Raw genomic sequence first — 16,363 nt, 5'->3', positions numbered from 1 at the left:
CCCCTTGCCCTGCCCGCGGTGTCACTGACCGCGGTTCGTCGTTCGTCGTGCTGTTGTCGTGCCGCTGTCGCTCGTGCGGTGTCATTGGTTCTGGTGTGGTTGTTGCTGGTGTGGTTGTTGCTGGTGTGGTTGGTGGTCTGGCCGGGGTTCAGGGGCCGTGGCCCATCAGGCCGCGGGCCAGCCCGATCATCACCGGGGCCAGGCCGACCAGCAGGAACGCGGGGAGGAAGCAGCCCGCGAGCGGTGCGTTGACCAGCACGCCGGTGCGGTCGGCCCGTTTCATCGCCGCCCGCCCCTGCTCGGCCCGGTATTCGGCCGCCAGCCGGGACACCGGCTCCACCGCCGGAGCGCCCGTTGTCCCGGCGCGTTCCAGGGCACGCGCCAGCCCCTGCGCTCCGGGCAGAGCCCCGATACGCCCCCAGGCGTGGGCGGGTTCGCCTCCCAGCCGCAGCTCCGCCGCGGTCTGGGCAAGCCGCTCGCCAACCGGGCCACCTAGCGAACCTCCCACCGCCTCCGCCGCTTTCCGCGGGCCCGCTCCAGCCGCGAGGCAGGCGGTCAGCAGATCGGCGGCCAGCGGGATCTGGCGCGCGGCGAGGGCCTCGATGTGCCGGTCACGACCGGAGCGCCCGGCCGTCCTCTGGCGGTGCCGCTGCCACCGCCAGAGGACGCAGGCCACAGCGAGCCCCAGCACCCACCCCGGCGGCCCTCCGACGAGGACGACGGCGATCGTCACAGCGCCGCACGGCGCGGCCCAGAAGGGCAGCGCGCCCCCAGTGGCTCCGGCGCGCCGGCGCCGCCACGCCCGGGCCCGCCTCGGCCGCCGGTCCTTCGCGCCCGGAAGCAACGCCGCCAACCGTCGTCGTGCGCCTCGCTCCCGATGGGCCTCGACCATCGCCATCGCCGTGCACAGGACCGCCGCCAAGACGGACAGCGAAATCCCCAGGCTGTGGACAACTTCAGCGCTCATCGGCCACCGGCCGCCCCGGCTCACGCGCCGCCCGCACCATCCGGCCGGTCCACACCAGGCCCGCCCACTCCAGCAGGCCGCCCACCAGGAGGCAGCTCAGCCCGGCCGGGGTGTGCAGCAGCTCATGCAGTGGATTGGAGCCCAGCAGACCGCCCAGCACCAGCCCGACGACGGGCAGCACCGCCAGTGCGACGGCGGTGGCCTTGGCCCCCGCCAGCTTGGCGTCCAGGCCGTCCCGCTGGTCCCGCTCGGCGCGCAGCGCCGCCGCCACCCGGTCGAGCCCCGCCGCCAGCCCCGCTCCCTCGTCGACCGCCACCTGCCAGCAGGCCGCGACCCCGGTCAGCCCCTCGGCACCCGGCAGCCGGGCCACCCTCCGCAGCGCGTCCGGCACTTCACCGCCGAACCGCGCCGCGGCCGTCACCAGCCCCCAACGCTCCCTCAGGTGCCCCGGGTCCACCGCCAGCAGCGCCTCGCCGGGATGCCGCCCGGCCCGCAGCTCGCCCGCCACGGTGGCACAGAGGTCGATCACCCCGGCGGCGCGCCGCACGCGGTCCCGCTCGCGCCGCCGGGACCGCAGCCACCGGCCGACGAACGGAGTGGCCACCACCGCCCCGAGCAGCGGCAGAACCGACGCACCCAGCAGCGCGATCACACATCCGACCGGCAGACACAGCAACTCACGCCCCATCCGCCCGCCGTAACCGACCCGCCAGCGCTCCCGTAGCCAGGCGGCCGTCTCGGACAGCCGCCGCACCGGGTCGGGTCCCGCCGGCTCGACGGGTCCGCCGTCCGCGAACAGCAGCCTTACCCGGCGCAGCTCCCGGTCCCGCCCGGCGAGCAGCCATACGGCCGCCCCCGCGCACAGCATCGCGGCGCACAGCGTCAGCGCGCCCTGGTCCGCTCCCGCGCCCGTCATGCCGCGCCTCCGCCCCGTGCGCACAGCCGCTCGAGCCGCTGCCAGCCCGCCGCCCGTTCGAAGCCCTCCGGGCTCCAGAGGGCCGCGGGGACGGTCGTGACGAAGCCCGCCCGGTCCCGGTCCAGCACATGCAGCTCGGCGATCCTGCGCCGCCCGCCGCGGTCCCGCACCAGATGGACCAGGACCGACAGCGCCGCCGCCAACTGGCTGTGCAGCGCGGCCCGGTCCAGACCCGCGGTCGAACCGAGCGCCTCCAGCCGCGCGGGTACGTCGGCCGCCGTATTGGCATGGACGGTGCCGCAACCGCCCTCATGGCCGGTGTTCAACGCCCCCAGCAGATCGGTGACCTCGGCGCCTCTCACCTCCCCGACCACCAGCCGGTCGGGGCGCATCCGCAGCGCCTGCCGCACCAGATCCCGCAGGGTGACCTGGCCCCGGCCCTCCTGGTTGGCAGGGCGGGTCTCCAGCCGGACCACATGCGGGTGGTCGGGCCGCAGCTCGGCCGAGTCCTCGGCGAGGACGATCCGCTCCTGCGGGCCGACCAGCCCCAGCAGGGTGCTCAGCAACGTCGTCTTGCCCGAGCCGGTGCCGCCGCTGATCAGGTAGGACAGCCGGGCGTCCAGCATGACCCGCAGCAGGTGCGCGCCGCCCGGCGGAACCGTCCCGGCCGCCTCCAGCTCCGCGAGGGAGAACGCCCGTGGGCGCACCACTCGCAGCGACAGGCAGGTCGAGCCGACCGCGACCGGGGGGAGCACCGCATGCAGCCGGGTCCCATCCGGCAGCCGGGCGTCCACCCACGGCCGGGCGTCGTCCAGCCGCCGTCCGGCCACGGCGGCGAGCCGCTGCGCGAGCCTGCGCACGGCGGCCGCGTCCACGAAGGTGACGGCCGTGCGCTCCAGCCCCGAACCCCGGTCCATCCACACCTCGTCGGGCGCGGTGACCAGAACGTCCGTGACATCGGGGGCGGCCAGCAGTGGCTCCAGGGGCCCGGTGCCGACCAGCTCCGAGCGCAGCGCCTCCACCACCCCGAGCACCTCGGTGTCGCCGAGCAGCCGCCCCTCCTCGCGCAGGGCCGCCGCCACCCGGGCGGGCGTGGGCTCCGCGCCGCTCCCGGCGAGCCGCAGCCGCACCGCGTCCAGCAGATCCGGCGATACGACGCTCATGCGGTGACACCTCCCCCGTCGGCGAGGGCACGCGCCCAGAACTCGGCGCAGAACCGGCCGAGCGGTCCGCGGGGGCTGCCGCCCGGGGGCTCCCCGCCCTCGAAGGCGTCCGCCAGACCGGGCTCCGGTGGCAGCTCACCGGCCAGCGGCAGCCCGAGCAGCCCCGCGATCTCCTCGTCGCCGAGCTCCGGCCCGCACGGGCCCCGCACCACCGCGCGCAGGTCCCGCAGCACCATGCCCACCGTGGACGCCACCCGGTGGGCGGCCGCGACCGCGCGCAGCTCCGCCGGGACGACCAGCAGCCCGAGGTCGATCTGGGCCAGGGCCTCGGCCGCCGCATCGTCGACGCGGCGCGGCAGATCCACCACCACGACCCCGCCGCGCCGCCTGGCCGCGGCCAGCACCGCCCGCATCGCGGAGGGCGGGATGACGACCGAATCGCCGCGGTCCCAGCTCAGCACCCGCAGCGAGTGCAGCTCGGGCAGCGACTCCTCCAGAGCGCTTCCGGCGACCCGGCCCCGCGACTCGGCGAAGGCGGGCCATCTCAGCCCCTGCGCGCCCTCGCCGCCGAGCAGCACATCGAGCCCGCCGCCCAGCGGATCGCCGTCGATCAGCATGGTGCGCCGGCCGGAGCGGGCCGCGGTGACCGCCAGGGCGCAGGCGAGGGTGGAGGCTCCCGCGCCGCCGCGGCCGCCGATGACCCCGATGGTCAGGGCCTGCCGGCCCACGCCCTCGGCGACATCGGCGATCCGGTCCACCAGCCAGGTCTCGGCATCGGGCAGGAACGCCACGTTGTCCGCGCCGAGCGCCACCGCCCGCCGCCAGATGCCGTGGTCGTCCAGATCCCGCCCGATGAGCAACACCCCTTCTCTGCGGGCCCGGTCGCACAGCCGGGCGGCCGAGTCGTCGCCGACCAGAATCAGCGGTGCGGCCTCCCAACTGCCCCGGCGAGTGAGCGCGCCATGGGCCACTTCCGGTTCGGCCCCGGCCGCCGCGCACAGCCGCAGCAGATCGTCGAGAAGCTCCTCGTCCTCGGTGACGATGAGCGGTCTGCCCCGTTGTCCTTCGGCCGCCGAAGGGCGTTCCGGTGTGATGGATGCAGTCACGATCCCCTCCCATATCCGTTACGCGCTCTCACTCCCGCGAACAGCGAGTGCGAGCACCGCGGAGAATCACCGTGCTGCGATCCAGAAAATCTTGGGGATCTTGGTCCAAAACTGTGGACAACTCATCACTTGTGAATATCCCAGTCACCTAAAGCAGTGACTTCCGGAGAGCAGCCTAGCGATTACGTACGGTTACCGCTCAGGCTATGGAGAGGCGGGCCACGCGGGCCCGAGGGAGGGGAGCAAGATCTCGTGAGAACGCCGAAAATGCGTCCGGACATGCGACGACCCCCGCCGGGGGGGAGAGCGGGGGTCGTCCCCACGGCCGACTCGGGGGGGGAGGAGTCGGGCCGGGTTAGCACGGTCGCGAACGATCCGTGACTTCCATGGTGTACCCGAGAGCCTTCTCAGGCAAACCCACGCGCCTGAGCTTACGCCGAATGGTGGGCCCTATGCTCGGCGTCGTGGAAAACCACTCCTTGCCCCGGACAGCCGCCTTCTTTGACCTGGACAAGACGGTCATTGCGAAGTCAAGCGCGTTCACCTTCAGCAAGTCCTTCTACCAGGGTGGTCTGATCAACCGCCGCGCTGTACTGCGTACTGCCTATGCGCAGTTCGTCTTCCTCGCCGGCGGCGCCGATCACGACCAGATGGAGCGGATGCGGGCGTACCTCTCGGCGTTGTGCCGCGGATGGAATGTCCAACAGGTGAAGGAGATCGTCGCCGAGACCTTGCACGATCTGATCGACCCCATCATCTACGACGAGGCCGCCTCGCTCATCGAGGAGCACCACATCGCCGGCCGCGATGTGGTGATCGTCAGCACCTCCGGGGCGGAGGTGGTCGAGCCGATCGGCGAGCTGCTGGGCGCGGACCGCGTGGTGGCCACCCGCATGGTCGTCGAGGACGGAGCCTTCACCGGAGAGGTGGAGTACTACGCCTATGGCCCGACCAAGGCGGAGGCGATCGCCGAGTTGGCGGAGTCGGAAGGCTACGACTTGTCACGCTGTTACGCCTACAGCGATTCGGCGACCGATCTCCCGATGCTGGAGTCGGTCGGCCACCCCTTCGCCGTCAACCCGGACCGGGCGCTGCGGCGCGAGGCCGCGGCCCGCGGCTGGCCGGTGCTCTCCTTCAACCGCCCGGTCCGGCTGAAGCAGCGCAGGCCCTCACTCTCCATGCCACCGCGCCCGGTGCTCGCCGTGGCGGCGGCCGTCGGCGCGGCCGCCGCCACCGCCGGGCTGGTGTGGTACACCAATCGGCGTCGCGCCCTTTATGCCCGCGTTTAGGGGTAATAGCAAAGATCTGCGGTGAGGGGTTCCGCTTGGCCTCTCGCAGGAGTACAAAGGAATCGACGGCCCGCGAGACCAGGGGTATCCGGGAGGAAACCCTCAGACGCCAAGGCCCCACGGACCGAGCACAGATGCTGAGCACCCACGCGACGTCGACCCGTCGATTACGGGCCAGCCGCACCAGGTGACGGGCATAAGTTCCCGACCTGATGGGCGAATGAGATTGCACGCATGGTAACCCGGTAGCTGTGCCAGCGGCGGTGCCCTCGGGTACCGCCGCAACTCTCGTCAGGCGTCAGGCCGCCCCGCGTTGCAGGGCCTCGCAGACCGCCGTGGACTCCCGCACTCCGAGCTCAACCGCCCGTCCGCAGTGTGCGATCCACACCGCGATACCCTCCGGCGTTCCGGACGCATAGCCCTCCAGCGCTGCCATATACGGCGCCACACCCAGCTCCGCGTACCCCACCTCGGCCGGGCAGATCGACTTCGGATCGAGACCGCTGCCGACCAGCACGATCCGTTCGGCCGCGCGCGCCACCAGACCATTGCGGGAGACAAAGGGCCGCAGGGCGAGCAGTTCGCCATGCACCACCGCCGCCGTCACCAGCGCCGGAGCCTCGCTGCCCGCAAGCAGCAGCCGGGCCAGCCCATCGAGCCGCCCCGCCACCTCCGCCGCGTCCGGCAGCGGCAGATCGGATCCGATCAGCGGCTCGTCCACCGGCTCACCCGACTGCCGGGGGCGTCCGACCCCCTCGTCGCCCTCCGCCCCGCCCGCCGCGACCAGATGCAGCCGGGCCAGAACGCGCAGCGGCGACTGACGCCAGATGCTCAGCAACTGCCCCGCCTCGGCGGTCAGCCGCAGCGCCGCGCCCACCGTGCGCGGCTCGCCCTCGGCCCCGAAGTCGGTGCGGCGGCGCACCTCTTCCAGCGCCCAGTCCGCACCGGCCAGCGCGGCGGAGCCCCGCGCCCCGCGCAACGCCGCCTCGGAGGTGACCTCATTGCTCCGGCGGCGCATCACCCGGTGTCCGTAGACCCGGTCCACAGCGTTCCGTACGGCGTTCACGGACTCGGCCACACCGGGCAGCGCGGCCAGGGCGGCGAGCGGATCTGCTGACGTACTCATGAGTACGACACTACGCACACCACACCCGGCACCCCTCGTTGGAGTGGTGTTCTTCACGTAAATCCCGCATGGTCCGCGATCACTCACCTACGCTAGGTGAACATGAAGATCGCTTTCGTAGGCAAGGGTGGAAGCGGCAAGACCACGCTGTCCTCGCTGTTCATCCGCCATCTCGCCACCGCCCACGCCCCTGTCGTCGCCGTCGACGCCGATATCAACCAGCATCTGGGCGTGGCGCTCGGACTCGATGAGGCGGAGGCCGACGCACTGCCCGCCATGGGCGCCCATCTCCCGCTGATCAAGGACTACTTGCGCGGCACGAACCCCCGGATCGCCTCCGCCGAGACCATGATCAAGACCACCCCGCCGGGCGAGGGGTCACGGCTGCTGCGGATCGGCGAGGACAACCCCGTCTACCAGGCATGCGCCCGCACCCTGCGGCTCGACGACGGGGCGGTGCGGCTGATGGCGACCGGCCCCTTCACCGAATCCGATCTCGGCGTCGCCTGCTACCACTCCAAGGTCGGCGCGATCGAGCTGTGCCTGAACCATCTCGTCGACGGGCCAGGCGAGTTCATCGTCGTCGATATGACGGCGGGCAGCGACTCCTTCGCCTCCGGCCTCTTCACCCGCTTCGACATGACGTTCCTGGTGGCCGAGCCCACACGTAAGGGCGTCTCCGTCTACCGCCAGTACAAGGAGTACGCCCGCGACTTCGATGTGGCGCTCCGGGTGGTCGGCAACAAGGTGCAGGGCCCGGACGACCTGGACTTCCTCCGTGCGGAGGTGGGCGATGACCTCCTGGTCGCGTTCGGCCACTCCGACTGGGTCCGGGCGATGGAGAAGGGCCGTGCGCCCCGATTCGGGGAGCTCGAGGATGCGAACCGCGACGCGCTGCGGACTCTTCGAGACGCGGTGGACGCCTCGTACGAGCGGCGCGACTGGCAGCGGTACACCCGCCAGATGGTGCACTTCCACCTGAAGAACGCGCAGAGCTGGGGGAACGCGAAGACGGGTGCCGATCTGGCCGCCCAGGTCGACCCCGCCTTCGCGTTGCGGGAGTTCGCGCCGGAGGAGGGCTCGGCGGCTACTCCCGCTCCCGCTTAGCCGTATGCGTGTGGTGCTCGGACGTCCGTTCATGCGCGGATTCGCGGTCGGACGTCCGCCTCCGCTCGCCCGCATGCTGATCCATGTGCTTACCCTCGGAGACGTGCTTGCCCTCTGAAACCTGCTTCCCGGATACGCCCGGTTCGGCGGCCAGGTAGCTCTTCCAGCCGCCCGGCGGCCGCCTCCCGACGTCCAGGACCCGCAGCTTCTCGAGGACGCGGGGGCTCTGCGCGTCCAGCCAGTCGGCCAGTTGCTTGAAGGAGACGCAGCGCACACCCTTGCGCGGGCAGACCTCCTTGATGACGTCCTCCACGGCGCGCATATACGTTCCGCCGTTCCAGGACTCGAAGTGGTTGCCGACGAACAGCGGCGCCCGGTTGCCCTCGTACGCCCGGTCGAAGGCGGCGAGCAGGCCGTCGCGCATCGGACGGCCCCAGGTGGAGCGCTTGGGCCGCTTGCCCTCCTTCTTACGCGGCTTGTTGGCAAGGAAGTTGTAGCCCATGGAGAGCGTCTCGAACGAGTGGCCGGGTACCGGGATCTGCTGGAGCGGGAAGTCCCAGATGCCATGGATCTTGCGGGGCCAGATCTGCAACCCGCCGGGGGAGCTCGCGTCATAGCGCCACCCCAGCTTCGCGACTGCCCGGATCAGCTTCTGCTGCCCCTCCAGACAGGGCGCACGGCCGCCGATGAGCTCCTCGCCGTAGTCGAAGGGGAGCGGTTTCTCGTGCTCCAGGCCGGAGTTGGTCTTCCAGTTCTCGCCGAACGACTCGGCCTGCTGGATCTCGCTGGTCCACTGCCGCGCCGACCAGGTGCCGACGCCGCGCTTGCCTCCGCAGAAGTGGCCGTTGAAGTGGGTGCCGATCTCATTGCCGTCCAGCCAGGCGCCGCGGAGCTGCTCCACCGTGGCCTTGATGCCCTTGACGTCGTTGAAGCCGATGGACGAGGCGCCGCGCCGATGTCTGGGCGGATCGTAGAGGTACCGCTTCTCCGCGGGCAGCAGGTACACACCGCTGAGGAAGTACGTCATCGTCGCGCCGTACTTCCTGCCGACCGCGCGGAAGTGGGAGAACAGCTTCTGTTTGTCCTGCCCGGCGCCGTCCCAGGAGAAGACGACGAACTGCGGTGGTCTCTCACCCGGTTCAAGCCGCTCGGCCTTCGGCTGATGGGGCTGGGGGCCGGTGTCGGAGGTCGATCCATCGCCGATGAGCCGTAGTGCCTTCGGGGCCTTGTCAGGGTGGTTCGGCCCACCCGGACCCCTCTGAGGACCGTCCCTGTCATGGCGCGGGCCCGCGGTGCCGCCCGGCACATGGGTCTGGGCGGAGTCTCCGGAGCAGCCGACCGGCATGGAGAGCGCCACCACCGTGGCCAGCAGTGCAGTGACGTTTCTTCTGGTTCTCATACCGCCACCCCGTCCCTCGTGTCGTGCTGTGTCCAGGAGATCCGGCCGGATGGGAGCCAACGTCGCATGGACCGAGGAAGAGACAGAGGATGACAAGGCATTTTAAATGACTATTCACTCTATAGATGGAATAGCGGCCCACTTCCCCACAAAAGGCTTCCCAGCGACTTTACTCAGCATTACGATTCATTTACCAACGCTTGGGATTCAGTACCGCAGTACGCCGTGACCCACGGCCGCGCCCCTATCCGCGACCGAAGCCCCGGAGGAGACGGGAATGTTGAAGCTCTTGGACCGGATCCACCGGGTCTCCCGCCACAGACACGGAGATCTCTCCGCATCGGCCACCCTCTTCCTGTTCGCCATCCCTCTCTCCCTGGCCGCCCCGGCCTCACTGGGCATCGCATGGGCCTGCGGCGCCTCGCCCGGAGCCGGGCTCATGGTCGCTGTCGCTGTCCTCGCGGTCACCCTCCTCACGGTCGCTCTGCTCACGGGGCTCCGCCGCCCCTCGAGCTCCGGACCGGCGGCGGCCGATGGACGGCCGGCTCGGCGGATCGCGGAAGCCGGCGGCGCCCGGACCTGCCGACCGTGGACACCTTGGCGTGATCACCACTGCACCCGTCCCGCCCCGGCGGCCGCGATTGTCGACGGGCACGCGGGCGGTCAGCTACTCGGCGGGGTGAGCGCGTTCCAGCGCCATACGGCACCGCTGGTCCGCGACGAGCTGGCCCGGCTGGCGCGGGAGGGGCAGCGGCCCAGCCAGCTCTTCCTCACCTGCGCCGACTCCCGCCTGGTGACCAGCATGATCACCTCCAGTGGCCCCGGCGACCTGTTCACCGTGCGCAATGTCGGCAATCTGGTGCCCCCCTCGGGCGCCGATGGCTCCTGCGACTCGGTGGGCGCGGCGATCGACTATGCGGTGGAGGTGCTGAAGGTCAGCAGCATCACGGTGTGCGGGCACTCCGGATGCGGTGCGATGCGTGCGCTGCTCGGCTCATCGGCGCCGGCCCGAACGCCGTCCCAGCCCGGGGCCGGGACATCCACCGGCGGGGCCCCGACACCGCTTGAGCGCTCGCCGCTTGAGCACTCGCCGCTTGAGCGCTGGCTGCGCCACGGCAGACCGGCGCTGGCGCGGATGGAGCGGATCGGTCGATTGGGGCGCGGCGAGGTCGCCCTGTCGAGCCGACCGATCGCCGACGATGTGGAGCGGCTGGCGCTGGTCAATGTGAGACAGCAGCTCGACCATCTGATGGAGCACGCCTGTGTGGCACGGCGGGTGGCGGAGGGCGGGCTGGCGCTGCATGGAATGTATTTCCACGTGGCGGAGGCGCAGGCGTATGTCCTGGACACAGGCTCGGGGAGATTCCTGCCCGTCCGTCCGGACCATGGCGTACCGATGCCCGACTGTCTCGCAGCGGCGACCCCCGCCCAGTCTGGAAGCGGCCGTTCCGGCGTCGCGGAGCGGGGCGGGGACCCCGTCCAGGGGGCCCTGGAGCTGGGGCGGTGACCTAGACCATGACAGGTCTAAACCAATTTTCGGCGACAGCCCTTGTCAGGGTGTGCCGTTGGCTGATGAGCTATGGCCTGGGACACAACGGACACCCTGGGAATGGGAGATGTCGTGAGTAACGAGAGCCTGGCCAACCTTCTTCGGGAGGAGCGTCGCTTCGCGCCGCCCGCCGAGCTGACCGCGAACGCCAATGTCACGGCCGAGGCGTATGAGCGGGCGAAGGCGGACCGCCTGGGCTTCTGGGCCGAACAGGCCCGTCGGCTGTCATGGGCGACCGCGCCGACCGAGACACTCGACTGGTCGAACCCACCGTTCGCGAAGTGGTTCGCCGACGGCAAGCTCAATGTGGCGTACAACTGCGTCGACCGGCATGTCGAGAACGGTCTGGGCGACCGGGTGGCGCTCCACTTCGAGGGCGAGCCCGGCGACACCCGCTCCCTCACCTATGCCGAGCTACAGCGGGAGGTCTCCCAAGCGGCCCACGCGCTGACCGAGTTGGGGGTCCAGTCGGGCGACCGGGTCGCCATCTACCTGCCGATGATCCCGGAGGCCGTGGTCGCGATGCTGGCCTGCGCCCGTATCGGCGCACCGCATTCGGTGGTCTTCGGCGGCTTCTCGGCCGACGCTCTCGCCACCCGTATCCAGGACGCCGACGCCCGCGTCATCATCACCTCGGACGGCGGCTACCGACGCGGGAAGGCTTCCGCGCTCAAGCCCGCCGTCGACGAGGCGCTCACCCGGCCCGGCACCGAGAATGTGCGCAGTGTGCTGGTCGTCCGCCGCACCGGCCAGGAGGTGGACTGGCACGAGGGCCGCGACGTCTGGTGGCACGAGATCGTGGCGCGCCAGCCGGAGCAGCACACGCCCCAGGCGTTCGACGCCGAGCACCCGCTGTTCATCCTCTACACCTCGGGCACGACCGGAAAGCCCAAGGGCATCCTGCACACCTCCGGCGGCTACCTCACCCAGGTCTCCTACACCCACCACGCCGTCTTCGACCTCAAGCCGGAGACCGACGTCTTCTGGTGCACCGCCGACGTCGGCTGGGTCACCGGCCACTCGTACATCGTCTACGGCCCGCTCTCCAACGGCGCCACCGAGGTGCTCTACGAGGGCACCCCGGACACCCCGCACCAGGGCCGCTGGTGGGAGATCGTCGAGAAGTACGGGGTCACTCTCCTGTACACCGCCCCGACCGCGATCCGCGCCTGCATGAAGTGGGGCGACGACATCCCGGCCAAGTTCGACCTCTCCTCGCTGCGCATCCTCGGATCCGTCGGCGAGCCCATCAACCCCGAGGCGTGGGTCTGGTACCGCAAGCACATCGGCGCGGACACCACGCCCGTCGTCGACACCTGGTGGCAGACCGAGACCGGCGGCATCATGATCAGCCCGCTGCCGGGCGTCACCGCGACCAAGCCCGGTTCGGCCCAGGTCCCGCTGCCGGGCATCGCCGCCACCGTCGTGGACGACGAGGCCAATGAGGTGTCGAACGGCCATGGCGGCTATCTGGTGCTCACCGAGCCGTGGCCGTCCATGCTCCGCACCATCTGGGGCGATGACCAGCGCTACCTGGACACCTACTGGTCCCGCTTCGACAAGCGCTACTTCGCGGGCGACGGCGCCAAGAAGGACGACGACGGCGACATCTGGCTGCTCGGCCGGGTCGACGACGTGATGCTGGTGTCCGGCCACAACATCTCGACGACCGAGGTCGAATCGGCGCTCGTCTCGCACCCTAAGGTCGCCGAGGCGGCGGTCGTCGGCGCCACCGACCCGCAGACCACCCAGGCCATCTGCGCGTTCGTGATCCTGCGCGGCAGCGCGGCCGAGGACGATGGCCTGGTCGAGGAGTTGCGGGCGCATGTCGCCAAGCAGCTCGGCCCGATCGCCAAGCCCAAGCGGATCCTGCCGGTGGCCGAGCTGCCCAAGACCCGCTCCGGCAAGATCATGCGCCGTCTGCTGCGCGACGTCGCCGAGAACCGCGCACTGGGCGATGTCACCACGCTCACCGACTCCTCCGTCATGGAGCTGATCCAGAGCAAGCTGCCCTCGGCGCCCGGCGAGGACTGATCCGACCCACCCCAGGGTCGCGGCACACCACAGACATCGCAGGTCGCCGCAGGCATCGCAGGCCGCCACAGGCAGCACATCAGCGACAGGCACCACATGAGTGAGGGGCGCTCCCGCCAAGCGGGGGCGCCCCTCGCCATGATTGCCGGGGCACCCCTCGCTGTGATCGCCGAGCCCCCTTGCCGTGATTGCCGCAGGTGGCTGTCCAGTAAAAATTACGACAAGATGGGGGCGGGAGCGCCGGGAAGTCTGGTCGGCATACGCCATACGTGTATCCGCACCGCCGACCACCCAGGAGGCCCCCTGTGGCCGCGCCCACCAGCCGCAAGTTCCTCGGACGCCTGTCGCTGCCCGAGCGGACGTTCGTCGTCGACGCACTGCGCACCGAGACCGTCGGCGGTGTGATCCTCCTCGTGGCCGCCATCGTGGCGCTGATCCTCGCCAACACTCCGCTCAACGGCCTCTACGGCGACATCAAGGACTTCTCCTTCGGCCCCCAGGCGCTGCATCTGCACCTCTCGGTCGCCTCCTGGGCCACCGACGGCCTGCTCACGATCTTCTTCTTCGTCGCCGGTATCGAGCTGAAGCGCGAACTGGTCGCGGGCGAGCTGAGCGACCCCAAGGCGGCCGCGCTGCCCGTGATCGCCGCCGTCTGCGGCATGGCCATACCCGCGCTCGTCTATGTCGCCGTCAGCGCGAGCGGCAACGGCGACCTCAAGGGCTGGGCCGTGCCGACCGCCACCGATATCGCCTTCGCGCTCGCCGTCCTCGCCGTGCTCGGCACCGCCCTGCCCGCCGCGCTGCGCGCCTTCCTGCTCACCCTCGCGGTCGTCGACGACCTCGGCGCCATCCTGATCATCGCGATCTTCTTCACCCAGCACATCAACTTCATCGCCCTGGGCCTGTCCGCCGCCGCGCTCGTCCTCGTCTGGCTGCTGCACCGCAAGGGCGTCCGGACGGCCTGGATCCATCTCCCGCTCGCCTTGGTGGTCTGGGCGCTGATGCATGCCAGCGGTGTGCATGCCACCATCGCCGGTGTCGCGATGGGCCTGATGCTGCGCTGCACCGTACGGGAGGGCGAGGAGCGCTCCCCCGCCGAGCGCGTCGAGCACCGGCTGCGCCCTGTGTCGGCGGGTGTGGCGGTGCCGCTGTTCGCCCTGTTCGCGGCCGGGGTACCGCTCTCCGGCGGCGCCGTGGCAGATGTCTTCACCCGCCCGGAGACCCTCGGCGTCGTCCTCGGCCTCGTCGTGGGCAAGGCCGTCGGCGTCTTCGGCGGCTCCTGGTGCGCCGCCCGCTTCACCAGAGCCGAGCTGAACGAGGATCTGGCCTGGGCCGATGTCTTCGCCGTGGCCATCCTCGCCGGAATCGGCTTCACCGTCTCCCTCCTCATCGGCGAACTCGCCTTCCCCGCCGATCCCACGCTCGCCGGGGAGGTCAAGGCGGCGGTCCTCATCGGTTCGCTGAGCGCCGCCCTGTTCGCCGGCATCCTCCTCAAGCTGCGCAACACCACATACCAGCGGCTGTGTCAGGAGGAGGAGCGGGACGAGGACATGGACGGCATCCCGGACGTCTATGAGCTGGACAGTCCCGACTACCACCTGCGGATGGCCGCCATTCACGAGGCAAAGGCCGCCGAGCACCGGCGGCTTGCCGAAGTGGCCGCCGCGAACGACTCCGGCGACGATGGTCCGGCATGATCTGAGAGGCTTGACACCCGCAGAAATGCGCAGAAGACGTAGCAAGCACAGACGACGTACCAAGCAACGATGTACCAAGCGCGGACGGCGCAGCACGAGCGAAGACGCACAAGAGCAGAGGGAGATGGCGATGAGCGCAGCCGACGACGGCGGCAACCGCAGCCTCGGCGAGCTGGTGGCGACGGCGACCACCGAGCTGTCGGCGCTGATGCACGACGAGATCGCGCTGGCCAAGGCCGAGCTCCGGGTGGGGGCCAAGAAGGCCGCGGTCGGCAGCGGCGCGGGAATGGCGGCCGGGGTGCTGCTGCTGTTCTCGCTGCCGGTGCTGAGCTTCGCCCTCGCCTACGGCATGCGCGCCTGGACCGGCCTCGGCCTCGCCTGGTGCTTCCTGATCGTGGGCGGTATCTACTGGCTGTTCGCCGGGATCCTGGGGCTGCTGGCGCTGCTGAAGTTCAAGAAGGTCAAGGCGCCGAAGCGGTCGATCGCCTCGTCCAAGGAGAGCGCCGCCGTACTGGGGAGCGTCAAGCCGCATCCGCGTGCCGAGAGCAATGGCGGACGCTCGGTGCGGGATATGACACGCTCGTCGGCATGACCGTCCCTGATAGCTCCGCGTCGGTCGTACGGCTCGACGGCCCCTGGACCCACCGGGATGTCGCGGCCAACGGCGCGCGCTTCCACATCGCCGAGCTGGGTGACGGCCCGCTGGTGCTGCTGCTGCACGGCTTTCCGCAGTTCTGGTGGGCCTGGCGGCACCAGTTGCCCGCGCTCGCCGACGCCGGCTACCGCGCGGTCGCGATGGATCTGCGCGGGGTGGGCGGCAGCGACCGTACGCCCCGGGGCTACGACCCGGCCAACCTCGCCCTCGACATCACCGGTGTGATCCGCTCGCTGGGTGAGCCGGACGCCGCGCTCGTCGGCCATGACCTGGGCGGATACCTGGCGTGGACGGCCGCGGTGATGCGGCCGAAGCTGGTGCGGCGGCTCGCGGTGGCCTCGATGCCGCACCCCCGCCGCTGGCGCTCGGCGATGCTGGCGGACGTCAAGCAGAGCGCGGCCAGCTCCCATGTGTGGGGCTTCCAGCGGCCCTGGCTGCCCGAGCGCCACCTGGTCGCGGACGGCGCCGCGGCCGTGGGACGGCTTCTCCGGGAGTGGTCCGGGCCGCGACTGCCCGAGGACGAGGCCGTGGAGGTCTACCGGCGGGCGATGTGCATCCCCTCGACCGCGCACTGCTCGATCGAGCCGTACCGCTGGATGGTGCGGTCGCTGGCACGGCCGGACGGTTTCCAGTTCAACCGGCGAATGAAGCGGCCGGTGCAGATCCCGACCCTGCATCTGCACGGGTCACTCGACCCGGTGATGCGCACCCGCAGCGCGGCGGGCTCCGGGGAGTATGTCGAGGCCCCCTACCGCTGGCGGCTCTTCGACGGGCTCGGCCACTTCCCGCATGAGGAGGACCCCCATGCCTTCACCGCCGAGCTGATCAACTGGCTGAAGGACCCCGAACCCGACCGCTGAGCGGCGTCGGCCGTACGCATTCCGACCGGGTCACGACGATCAGACGAACATCTGTTTTTCGAACAGCCAATTGCCTGGAGCATAGGCCAATTGCCGCAGCCACCGGCGATTACGGACCTTGGGTCAGGGGCAGACACCGAGGTATGGGCTGGACTCACGACTACCGTGACGCACCAAACGGCCGCGGCCCCCAGGCCGCCGCTCCTGCCAATGCCGCGCTGAGTGTTTCCGAGCGGGGCGGCTCCGGGCCTACCCAAGGCCATGACCCGAACCTCGGGATTCCCCGCATCATCCGCCGCCGGGCCCGGTGGGTCTCGGCGCGGTTGCGCCATCCACGCAGCCGCTAGCAGTACCTCCGGCGCGGCCCGGGGGCCCGGCGACACCGGAAACCCCTGGTAGCACGCTCGGCATCACCGGCATCACCCCGCTTGGGAGACTCTCCGCTCTGGAGGGCCGCACTCCGCCGGGCGCATCCGCTCCGGAGGGCATTTCCCT

The 16,363-nt window shown here is 70.7% G+C and carries 13 protein-coding genes and 1 pseudogene; 8 read left to right on the top strand and 6 right to left on the bottom strand.

All coding sequences use genetic code 11. The features are described 5' to 3' along the window. Positions 1-148: 148 nt before the first annotated feature. From KN815_RS02375 to ssd, 4 genes are read right to left on the bottom strand one after another with little or no spacing between them, the layout of a single operon-like run. Complete coding sequence (locus KN815_RS02375) at positions 149-967, bottom strand: type II secretion system F family protein (RefSeq protein ID WP_216339671.1); 819 nt, start codon at positions 965-967, stop codon at positions 149-151. Next, a complete protein-coding gene (locus tag KN815_RS02370) occupies positions 957-1,883 on the bottom strand; it encodes a type II secretion system F family protein (RefSeq protein WP_216339669.1) in 927 nt (308 codons plus the stop codon). The genes KN815_RS02375 and KN815_RS02370 overlap by 11 nt, the downstream gene beginning before the upstream one ends. Further along, positions 1,880-3,046, bottom strand: a complete 1,167-nt coding sequence (locus KN815_RS02365; RefSeq protein WP_216339667.1) for a TadA family conjugal transfer-associated ATPase — start codon at positions 3,044-3,046, stop codon at positions 1,880-1,882. Before KN815_RS02365 ends, KN815_RS02370 begins: the two co-directional genes overlap by 4 nt. Continuing rightward, complete coding sequence (gene ssd, locus KN815_RS02360; RefSeq protein WP_216339665.1) at positions 3,043-4,152, bottom strand: septum site-determining protein Ssd; 1,110 nt, start codon at positions 4,150-4,152, stop codon at positions 3,043-3,045. The genes KN815_RS02365 and ssd overlap by 4 nt, the downstream gene beginning before the upstream one ends. 452 nt (positions 4,153-4,604) lie before the next feature. Between ssd and KN815_RS02355 the strand changes: the two genes are divergently transcribed. Next, entirely contained in the window at positions 4,605-5,441 is an 837-nt protein-coding gene (locus tag KN815_RS02355) for an HAD family hydrolase (protein ID WP_216339663.1), read from the top strand. A 298-nt stretch (positions 5,442-5,739) separates the two neighbouring features. Here the strand turns inward: KN815_RS02355 and KN815_RS02350 are convergent, their stop codons facing one another. Beyond that, positions 5,740-6,567 (bottom strand): Fic family protein, encoded by an 828-nt coding sequence (locus tag KN815_RS02350; protein ID WP_216339661.1) that lies wholly within the window; start codon positions 6,565-6,567, stop codon positions 5,740-5,742. Positions 6,568-6,669: 102 nt separating this feature from the next. Here KN815_RS02350 and KN815_RS02345 point away from each other — a divergent pair, with 102 nt between their 5' ends. Beyond that, the gene (locus KN815_RS02345; protein WP_216339659.1) at positions 6,670-7,674 is read left to right on the top strand and encodes an ATP-binding protein; all 1,005 of its coding nucleotides are present in this window, start codon (positions 6,670-6,672) and stop codon (positions 7,672-7,674) included. On the opposite strand, the gene KN815_RS02340 is transcribed toward KN815_RS02345, so the two are convergent. Continuing rightward, positions 7,655-9,073 (bottom strand): polysaccharide deacetylase family protein, encoded by a 1,419-nt coding sequence (locus tag KN815_RS02340; RefSeq protein ID WP_216339657.1) that lies wholly within the window; start codon positions 9,071-9,073, stop codon positions 7,655-7,657. The genes KN815_RS02345 and KN815_RS02340 overlap by 20 nt on opposite strands. Positions 9,074-9,608: 535 nt before the next feature. Here KN815_RS02340 and KN815_RS02335 point away from each other — a divergent pair. The 6 genes and pseudogenes from KN815_RS02335 to KN815_RS49910 form a co-directional block, all read left to right on the top strand. Then, positions 9,609-10,580 (top strand): annotated as a pseudogene (locus KN815_RS02335) (carbonic anhydrase); the annotation flags it as partial. 114 nt (positions 10,581-10,694) lie between these two features. After that, on the top strand, positions 10,695-12,656 hold the full coding sequence (acs, locus tag KN815_RS02330) for an acetate--CoA ligase (RefSeq protein ID WP_216339654.1): 1,962 nt from the start codon (positions 10,695-10,697) through the stop codon (positions 12,654-12,656). Between the two features lie 305 nt (positions 12,657-12,961). Next, positions 12,962-14,353 (top strand): Na+/H+ antiporter NhaA, encoded by a 1,392-nt coding sequence (gene nhaA / locus KN815_RS02325; RefSeq protein ID WP_216339652.1) that lies wholly within the window; start codon positions 12,962-12,964, stop codon positions 14,351-14,353. Between the two features lie 130 nt (positions 14,354-14,483). Further along, positions 14,484-14,945 carry a phage holin family protein gene (locus KN815_RS02320; protein ID WP_216339650.1) on the top strand — a complete coding sequence of 154 codons (462 nt, stop codon included), beginning with the start codon at positions 14,484-14,486 and terminating at the stop codon, positions 14,943-14,945. Then, on the top strand, positions 14,942-15,868 hold the full coding sequence (locus tag KN815_RS02315) for an alpha/beta fold hydrolase (protein ID WP_216339648.1): 927 nt from the start codon (positions 14,942-14,944) through the stop codon (positions 15,866-15,868). Before KN815_RS02320 ends, KN815_RS02315 begins: the two co-directional genes overlap by 4 nt. Before the next feature lie 143 nt (positions 15,869-16,011). After that, on the top strand, positions 16,012-16,215 hold the full coding sequence (locus tag KN815_RS49910) for a hypothetical protein (RefSeq protein ID WP_253208696.1): 204 nt from the start codon (positions 16,012-16,014) through the stop codon (positions 16,213-16,215). Positions 16,216-16,363 lie beyond the last annotated feature (148 nt).

The sequence above is a fragment of the Streptomyces niphimycinicus genome, assembly GCF_018883605.1.
GTDB classification, from domain to species: domain Bacteria; phylum Actinomycetota; class Actinomycetes; order Streptomycetales; family Streptomycetaceae; genus Streptomyces; species Streptomyces niphimycinicus.
The sequence above is the reverse complement of the archived record's forward strand: the minus strand, read 5'-3'. Positions and strand labels throughout refer to the sequence as shown.